The organism is uncultured Microbacterium sp. (genome assembly GCF_963521695.1).
In the GTDB taxonomy this organism is placed as follows: Bacteria; Actinomycetota; Actinomycetes; order Actinomycetales; family Microbacteriaceae; genus Microbacterium.
The window spans coordinates 1-8,212 of record NZ_CAUQWC010000163.1; the positions used below are offsets into that span (position 1 = coordinate 1).

General features: G+C 70.9%; 8 protein-coding genes. 2 read left to right on the forward strand and 6 right to left on the reverse strand.

Annotation, left to right across the window (positions count from 1 at the left end; all coding sequences use genetic code 11):
- The 5 genes from RWP81_RS11915 to RWP81_RS11935 form a co-directional block, all read right to left on the reverse strand.
- Positions 1–608 (reverse strand): bifunctional 4-hydroxy-2-oxoglutarate aldolase/2-dehydro-3-deoxy-phosphogluconate aldolase (locus tag RWP81_RS11915; RefSeq protein ID WP_314456367.1); only part of this gene is annotated, 608 nt, incomplete at its 3' end.
- On the reverse strand, positions 598–1,824 hold the full coding sequence (gene manD, locus RWP81_RS11920) for a D-mannonate dehydratase ManD (protein ID WP_314456369.1): 1,227 nt from the start codon (positions 1,822–1,824) through the stop codon (positions 598–600). The genes RWP81_RS11915 and manD, both read right to left, overlap by 11 nt.
- A 189-nt stretch (positions 1,825–2,013) precedes the next feature.
- A complete protein-coding gene (locus tag RWP81_RS11925; RefSeq protein ID WP_243497129.1) occupies positions 2,014–3,414 on the reverse strand; it encodes an MFS transporter in 1,401 nt (466 codons plus the stop codon).
- Positions 3,415–3,466: 52 nt separating this feature from the next.
- Complete coding sequence (locus tag RWP81_RS11930; protein WP_314456372.1) at positions 3,467–4,471, reverse strand: L-idonate 5-dehydrogenase; 1,005 nt, start codon at positions 4,469–4,471, stop codon at positions 3,467–3,469.
- Between the two features lie 43 nt (positions 4,472–4,514).
- Entirely contained in the window at positions 4,515–6,059 is a 1,545-nt protein-coding gene (locus tag RWP81_RS11935) for a mannitol dehydrogenase family protein (RefSeq protein ID WP_314456374.1), read from the reverse strand.
- A 62-nt stretch (positions 6,060–6,121) separates the two neighbouring features.
- Here RWP81_RS11935 and RWP81_RS11940 point away from each other — a divergent pair, with 62 nt between their 5' ends.
- A complete protein-coding gene (locus tag RWP81_RS11940) occupies positions 6,122–7,120 on the forward strand; it encodes a LacI family DNA-binding transcriptional regulator (protein ID WP_314456376.1) in 999 nt (332 codons plus the stop codon).
- 55 nt (positions 7,121–7,175) lie between these two features.
- The gene (locus RWP81_RS11945; RefSeq protein ID WP_314456378.1) at positions 7,176–7,511 is read left to right on the forward strand and encodes a potassium transporter Trk; all 336 of its coding nucleotides are present in this window, start codon (positions 7,176–7,178) and stop codon (positions 7,509–7,511) included.
- Between the two features lie 3 nt (positions 7,512–7,514).
- Here RWP81_RS11945 and RWP81_RS11950 read toward each other — a convergent pair whose 3' ends face one another.
- The gene (locus tag RWP81_RS11950) at positions 7,515–8,126 is read right to left on the reverse strand and encodes a zinc-binding alcohol dehydrogenase (protein WP_314456380.1); all 612 of its coding nucleotides are present in this window, start codon (positions 8,124–8,126) and stop codon (positions 7,515–7,517) included.
- Positions 8,127–8,212 lie beyond the last annotated feature (86 nt).

Below are 8,212 nucleotides of genomic sequence, written 5' to 3' on the forward strand. Positions count from 1 at the left end.
GCGACGAACCGCTCGGCCCGTGCGCGCACCGCACCTAGGTCGCCGCCGCGGACCGCGTCGCCGAGCAGAGGCCCACCGACGCTGACCGCCACGGCGCCCGCCGCCAGCCAGGCGGCCGCGCTGTCGGCATCCACCCCTCCCGAGGGGACGACGGCGATGTCGGGGAAGGGACCGCGCAGATCCTTGAGGTACCCGGGACCGACCTGGCCGGCCGGGAACACCTTGACCGCCGAGGCGCCCGCCGACCACGACGCGAACAGCTCGGTGGGGGTGAGCCCGCCCGGGACGATCGGCATACCGGCGGCGACCGCGTGCTCGACCAGGGCGGTCGAGGTGATCGGGGTGACGACGTAGTCGGCGCCGACGGCGATGGCGCGCTCGAGCTGGTCGAGGTTCGTGACCGTGCCGATGCCGAGATCGCCGTCGAACGACGCGCGGAGTTCGGCGAAGGCGTCGAAAGTGCCCGGCGTCGTGAGGGTCAGCTCGACGCTCTGCACGCCCGCATCGGCGAGGGCCGTGAGCACCGGAGCGTAGTCCGAGGCCGCGGACGCGCGGGCGACCACGACGAGCTTCGACGAGACGGTGCGGGTGGGAAGCTCACCAGTCATGGACGGTCCCATCCAGCAGGCGGTTCACGGGCAGGTACGCCTTCGTGTACTCGAACGCACCGGCGGCCTCTTCGTCGAGCTCGACGCCGAGACCGGGCTGGTCGCCGGGGTGCAGGAAGCCCCTGTCGAAGGTGAAGGAGGTCTGGAACACCTCGAGCGTCTGCTCGTTGTGCGGCATGTACTCCTGGATGCCGAAGTTGTGGATCGCGAGGTCGAGGTGAAGCGCCGCCGCCATGCCGACGGGCGAGATGTCGGTGGGACCGTGGATGCCGGAGCGGATGCCGTAGATCGCGGCGAAGTCGAGCAGCTTCTTCATCGCGGTGATGCCGCCGGTGTGGGTCACGGCCGAGCGGACGTAGTCGATCAGGCGCTCGGTGATGAGCGTCTGGTAGTCGTACACGGTGTTGAAGACCTCGCCGATCGCGAGCGGGGTGGTGGAGTGCTGGCGGATGAGGCGCAGCGCCGTCTGGTCCTCGCCGGGGGTGGCGTCCTCGAGCCAGAACAGGTCGTAGGGCTCGACCTCCTTCGCGAAGCGCGCGGCCTCGATCGGCGACATGCGGTGGTGACCGTCGTGGAGGATGCGCAGGTCGGTGCCGAACTCCTCGCGGATCTTCGAGAAGACCCCGGGCATGTGATTGAGGTACTGACGGGTGTCCCAGGTCTCCTCGGCTGGCCGATCGCCGGAGCGCTTCGCCGGCTCGTAGTCGTAGCGCACACCGGGGCCGGCGGCCGAGACGCCGTAGATCTGGCCGAGGCCGGGAACGCCGGTCTGCACGCGCACGGCGGTGAAGCCGAGTTCGCGGTAGCCCGTGATGGCGTTGGCCAGGGCCTCGAAGTCGGTGCCCGACGCGTGGGCGTAGACGCGGACGCCGTCGCGGCTCGCGCCTCCGAGCAGCTGGTACAGCGGCATACCGGCCTTCTTGGCCTTGATGTCCCACAGCGCCATGTCGACCGCGGCGATCGCGGCCATGGTCACCGGTCCGCGGCGCCAGTACGCCCCGCGGTAGAGGTACTGCCACGTGTCTTCGATGCGGTCCTCGTCGCGGCCGATCAGCATCGAGGCGAGGTGGTCGGAGAGGTACGACGCCACCGACAGCTCGCGGCCGTTGAGGGTGGCATCCCCCCATCCGACGACGCCGTCGCTCGTGGTGACCTTGAGGGTGACGAAGTTGCGTCCGGGGCTGGTGACGATGACGTCGACGGAGGCGATGCTCATGAGGGACTTCCTGGTCGAGAGGTGAAGGGGGCGGCGAACGGGCTCGTCGCCCGGAGCGGGCGGCATCCGGGACCGGGGTGCTCCGCCGCGGGGGAGGGATCCCGGGCGGGCCCGCCGTCACGAGCCCACCCGGACGCGGGCCGCGCGGCCCGCCGGGTGACGGGGCTCCATGGAGGAAGCCCCGCCGGATCACATCGCGGGGCGGGGATCCCGCAGGTCGCGGCCGGTCCACTCGGGTGCGACGATCGCGGCGACCAGGGCGGACGCCGTGAAGATGCCCATGAGCACCATGATCGGGATGATGCTGCCGGTCGCGGCGGCCACCCACGCGGCGGCGACGACCGGGCCGATGCCCGTGGCGATGATGGCGGCGACCTCGCGGACGACGGCGGTGAGGGTGTAGCGGTTGCGGGCACCGAAGATCTCGGGGATCGAGATGTTCTCCATGGATGCCAGCCCCAGCACCGAGATGTTGTGGATCAGCGCGTAGCCGACGAAGATCCAGCCCACCTCGCGGGAGTTGATCAGCAGCAGCGTCGGGACGATCAGCACGAGCGACAGCGACGACATCACGATGTACATCCGGCGGCGACCGACCTTGTCGCCGAGGAAGCCGACGAGGGGGATCGTGATGAAGCCGATCAGCGACGACACGATGACGATCTCGGGGCCGACTTCTTTCGAGATCGCGAGGGTGATCGTGATGAACGAGATGAGGTAGGTCTGCACGATGCCCGAGTTGCCGGCCTGGCCGAAGCGCAGGAAGAACGACACGAGGATGGCCTTCAGCGGCTTCTTCTGCAGCGACTCGAGCGTGCGGACGTCGTTGGTCTCTGTGGCGACCTTCTGGAGTTCGGCCCGCGACAGCGCCTTGCCGTCGACGACGTCGGTGCGCTCCTCGAAGACCGGGCTCTCCTTGAGGTTGAAGCGCACCCACAGGGCGAACAGCATGATCACGGCGCTGCCGATGAAGGGGATGCGCCAGCCCCACGCGATGACGTCGCTCTCCATCATCACGGCGAGCAGGATCGCCCAGATGCCCGAGGCGAAGAGGGTTCCGCAGTTGGTGCCGAGGGCGACCAGCGAGGCGACGACGCCGCGGCGGTTGTCGGGGGCGTACTCGGCGAGCATGACGCCCGCGCCCGAGATCTCGGCCCCCGCACCGAAGCCCTGCGCCAGACGCAGGATCACCAGCAGAATCGGAGCCAGGATGCCGACCTGCTCGTACGTGGGCAGCACGCCGATGAGGGTGGTCGCCGCCCCCATGAGCAGGATCGTGTAGAAGAGCACCTGCTTGCGGCCGATCTTGTCGCCGATGCGGGCGAAGAAGAACGCGCCGACCGGGCGGGCTACGTAACCCACGCCGTATGTCGCCATCGCGAGGACGACCGCCATGGCGGCATCCCCTCCGGCGAAGAAGATCTGGCTGAAGACCAGGGCGGCGGCCAGCGAGTAGAGCTGGAAGTCCATGAACTCCAGCGCGGTGCCGAGCCAGCCCGAGACGGCGGCGCGGGCGAGGTCGCCGGTCGACCTCTTGGCGACGGGCGGTGACGTCGAGGCGTCGACGCCGGGGGCGGAAGAGCTGCTCATCGGATTACTCCTTCGTAGTGATGACGGGTCTGTGACAGCGGGTGTCGGTGGGTTAAAGGGAGAGGAGGACCTTGGCGGATGCCGAGGAGTCGCGCGCGGTGGCGAACGCGCTGACGGCGTCGGTCGCGGGCACGACGTGCGAGACGACCGCGTCGAGGGTGTCGGTCGACGCCAGCATCGCGATGGCGTCGTCGATCTCGGTCGAGAAACGGAACGCACCGCGCAGCGTGAGCTCCTTGGCGAGCATCGGGGCGAGGTTCACTCCGAGCTCGGCATCGGGGAGCATGCCGACCTGCACGACAGTGCCCGCACGGCGGGCCGCGCGCACGGCCTGCGTGAGGGCGACCCCCACGCCCGAGCACTCGAACACGACGTCGAACGATTCGTTCTCGATCGTGTCGGTGCCGACGAGGAAGGTCTCGGTGGCACCGAGTGTCCGCGCCCGTTCGAGGGGCTCGGGGCGCACGTCGCTCGCGCCCACGACCGCGGCGCCCGCGTGGACGGCCGCCGCGGCGACGAGCAGGCCGATCGGACCCGCGCCGATGACGAGGGCGCGCTTGCCCGTGAGGTCGCCGGCGAGGCTCACCGCGTGGATGGCGACGGCCAGCGGCTCGGCGAGGGCGGCGCGCTCGAGGGGGAGCCCCTTGGGCAGGACGCGCACCATGTGCTCCTCCACGATGAGCAGCTCGGCGGCGCCGCCCTGACGGTGGGGGAATCCTGCGGCGCTGCCGAGGTAGTCCCCGCCCGCGCGCAGGTGCGGGCGGTCTTCGAGACCCGCGACCGCGGGGCCGAATCGTGCCGGGTGCACGGTGACGGGGGTCCCCGGCGCGAGGCGGCCCGAGGGGTCGAGGTCGACCTCGGCGGAGAGCTCGTGACCGGGGGTCAGGGGCTCGCGAACGGCGTACTCGCCGTTCTTGCCGTGGAAGTAGTAGTGCAGGTCTGAGCCGCAGATGCCGACGTAGCGCACGCGCAGGCGCACCTCGCCGTCGCCGGGCTCCGGGGTGGGGCGGTCTTCCCAGCGGATGTCTTCCGCGCCGTGGATCGCGAGAAGCTTCATCGCGTCTCCTTCGTGTCGTGTGCGCTGCGGGAGCGCCGGGTGGTCAGGGGGTGGTGGTCGCCAGGGCGCGGGATGCCGAGAGGGCGTCGGCGACGGCGCTGTCGACGCCGCGCTGCACGATGGTGTCGAGCAGATCACCGACCCGGTCGACGAAGGCGGTGCGGTGCGCGAGGTCTTCGCCGAACAGGTGCAGGTCGACGATGGCGCGGGCCGCGAGGTCGCGGCCGCCGCGCACGGCACCCGCGGTGAGGCGTTCGCGCGCGTTGTCGTTCATCGCCGCGGCGTGCGGACCCGGGTCGAATCCGGCGGGCGGCGCGACGCAGGCGAGGTAGGCGGCGACCGTGAGGGCGATGAGGTGCGGGAACTCCCCGCGGTCCAGTGCCTGCAGGACGGGACCGGGGATGCGCTGGCCGAGCTTGACCGATCCGTCGGAGCCGACCTGGTCGGTGCGGTGTCCCAGCGCGCTGTTGCCCCAGCGGGCGAACAGCTCGCGCTCGTACCGCTCGACGTCGACGCCCGCGGGCGCGGTGATCGAGGGCTCGTACTCGTGACTCAGCACGGCCGCGGCGGAGGCCTCGATCTCGGGGAGGGCGATGGCATCCGGAATCGTCGCCGCGCCCTTCAGAGCGCCGAGGTAGGCGATGAGCGAGTGCGTGCCGTTGAGCAGACGCACCTTGAGCAGCTCGTACGCGCCGACCTCGTCGGTGAACACGGCGCCGCCGGCCTCCCACATCGGTCGTCCCGCGGCGAAGCGGTCTTCGATCGCCCACATCGTGAACGGCTCGGCGGGTACCGGCGCGTCGTCGCGCACGCTGAGCAGGGCGGCGACGCGATCGGCGAACTCCGGGGTCGTCGACGGGACGATGCGGTCGACCATGCTCGAGGGGAAGGTCACCGCGCGGTCGAGGTAGGCGAGGACGTCGGCGCCCTCGGCATGCGGAAGCTCCTGCAGGAACGCCCGCACGAGCTTCTCGGTGTGCGAGCCGTTGGACAGCAGGTTGTCGCAGCTGAGGATCGACATCGGCTCGCCGCCGGCCTGGGCACGACGCTGGAGCCCGCGGGCGAGCTGCCCGATGGTGGACCGGGGAGCGCCGCCGCGGATGTCGGCGGCGACGATCGGGTCGGCCACGTCGAGCCGCTGACTCGAGGGCGAGTAGTTGTAGCCGTTCTCGGTCACGGTGAGCGTGGCGATGCGGATCCGGGGATCGGCGAGGTCGGCGACCACGCGCGCCGGGTCGTCGGCGGCGACGTAGGAGTCGGTGTGGACGCCCGGAATCTCGAGCGAGGTGCCCTCCGGCGAGACGGTGGCGACGGCGTAGAGGTGATCTTGCGCGTGCAGGGAGTCGACGATGCGGCGCGATCGCGAGGCGACGCCGACGATTCCCCAGTCCCCGCCGTCGGAGCGGAGGGCGGCGGCAGTGTAGACGGCCTGGTGCGCACGGTGGAAGCTGCCCAGGCCCAAGTGCAGGATCCCGGCGGCGGCGGGCGGCGCGGGGACCGCCGCCGTGCCGAACGACGCGCGGGTCAGGCGAGCGGCTCCGTCGGATGCGGCACGGGTCGCCTCGAGGGGATCGTCGATGATCGGCATGGAAACAGTGTGCGGTTGTTTGTACAAACTTGTCAAGTGTTTACATCGAACGATGGACGATGATGGACACACGGCGACAGGAGGTGGAGATGGCGGCGAACCTCACGGAAGTGGCGCGGCACGCGGGAGTGTCGATCGCCACCGCGTCACGCGCCTTCGGCGAACCCGACCGTTTGGCGCCCGCCACGCTCGAGCGCGTACGTCGATCCGCCGTCGAACTGGGGTACTCCACGCCCCAGGTGGCCACGGGGACGCGCACGATCGCGGTAGTCGTCCCGGATGCCGCGAACCCGGTCTACGCCACCCTGCTCAAGGCGATACAGGGGCAGGCGTGGCACGGTCGGCACCGCATCGTGCTCTTCGACGCCGACGAGGACCTCCGCCGCGAGCGCGAATCCATCGAACTCGGATGCCGCACCGACGGTCTGGTGCTGTGTTCTCCGCGCCTTCCCGAAGGCGAGGTGCTCGCCCTCGTCCGCGACACCCCGCACGTCGTCATCAACCGCGTCCTCCCCGGCGCGGTGTGCGTGGTGATGGATGCCGAGCGCGGACCGACCCAGGCGGTGGAGCACCTCTCGGCCCTCGGTCACGACCACGTTGCCTATGCGTCCGGACCGCACGGCTCCTGGGCCGACGAGCAGCGCGTGGGTGCCGTGGCCCGCGCGTGCGAGCGCTTCGGCATCCGTCTGACGCGGTTGAGCCACCACGCGGCATCCATTCAAGGAGGCCGGGCAGGGGCCGCGGCCGCCGTCGCCAGCGGCGCCACCGCGGTCATCGCCTACAACGACCTCGTCGCCCTGGGCCTCGAGGCGGGTATGGCCGAGCTCGGCCGCGTCTGCCCCGACGACATCAGCATCGTCGGCATCGACGACATCGACCTCGCCGGCGCCGTCACGCCGAGTCTCACCACGGTCCGCATGCCGATCGCCCGCTCCGGCGCCCTGGCCGTCGAGCTGCTGCTCCAGGCGATGGTCGGCGGCGCGCCGACCGACGAGACCGTGCTGCCCTCGCAGCTCATCGTGCGCGCCTCGACCGCGCCGCCGCGCGTGCCCCGACGCTGACTCGACGCCGAAAGGTCACGACCCACGGAGACCGCGACGGTGGGAGAATGAGCACATGGCCGAGCAGCCCGCCCCCGAACGACCGGTGTACGTCCGCGACGACATCGAGACCGCGACCGTGCGTCGCGCACCCAAGTACGGCGTGTTCCTGGCGGCGGGGGCGTTCCTCGGCATCCTGGTCGCCCTGATCCTGACGGTCGCGATCGACGGATCCGACATCAGCCCCTACACGCAGGTCGTCTACTCCGAGCTGCAGGTGTTCGGCTTCACCGCTCTCATCTGCGTCGTCGCGGGCGTCGCGCTCGCCGCGATCGTCGCCCTGGTCTTCGAGCGGGTCCTCAGCGGCCGCACGCGCCGCGTCACCGTCGATCACGAGCAGTACGAGGTCTGATCCTCAGGCCAGCTCCGCGATGATCGGGTGGATCGCGGCATCGAAGGCCACGACGTCGCTGCGCAGACCGTCGGTGACCGCCACGGTCAGCGAGCCGATCCACCACACGCCCCGCTGAGTCAGCGGCAGCACCTGCACGTTCAGTTCGAACGAGTGCGCACGCCTGCCCACGGTCCGCTCGTGCGCCGCGATGGCGCTGGCGTAGGCGCGGTACGACACCCCCGGACGTGCCGCGGATTCCCGCGAGTAGCGATCATGGGCGAGACGGGCGAAGTCGAGAGCGTCGTCGGCGTGCGCGGTCACGGCCCGGCGCAGCGTGTCGGCACCGTCGACGGGCAGGGCGATGAGGCCGCCGAACCCGTCCACCAGTTCCAGCGGGACGGGTGAGGGGTGCGCCTGCGGCTCGACGGTCATCGCCCAGAAGCCCCGCCACTCGCGCTCGAGCTGCGCGTGCGCGGCATCCGTGTCGCTCGTAATCATCGGAGGTGGTACGCGCCGCAGAGCCGGAAGCTCCTCGGGAGAGCGGATGCCGAGCACCTGGCGCAGATACAGCGCGACGAGCACCGATTGCGCCGCGTCCTCGCGGATCACCCACTCCGGTTGACCGCTCGTCATGCCGACAGCTTAGGGACGCTCCGCGCCCGGGGGGACGGCCTTGCGCCCGGTCGGGGGTTCGGCGGGGAGAGCGGAGGGGCGGGGGC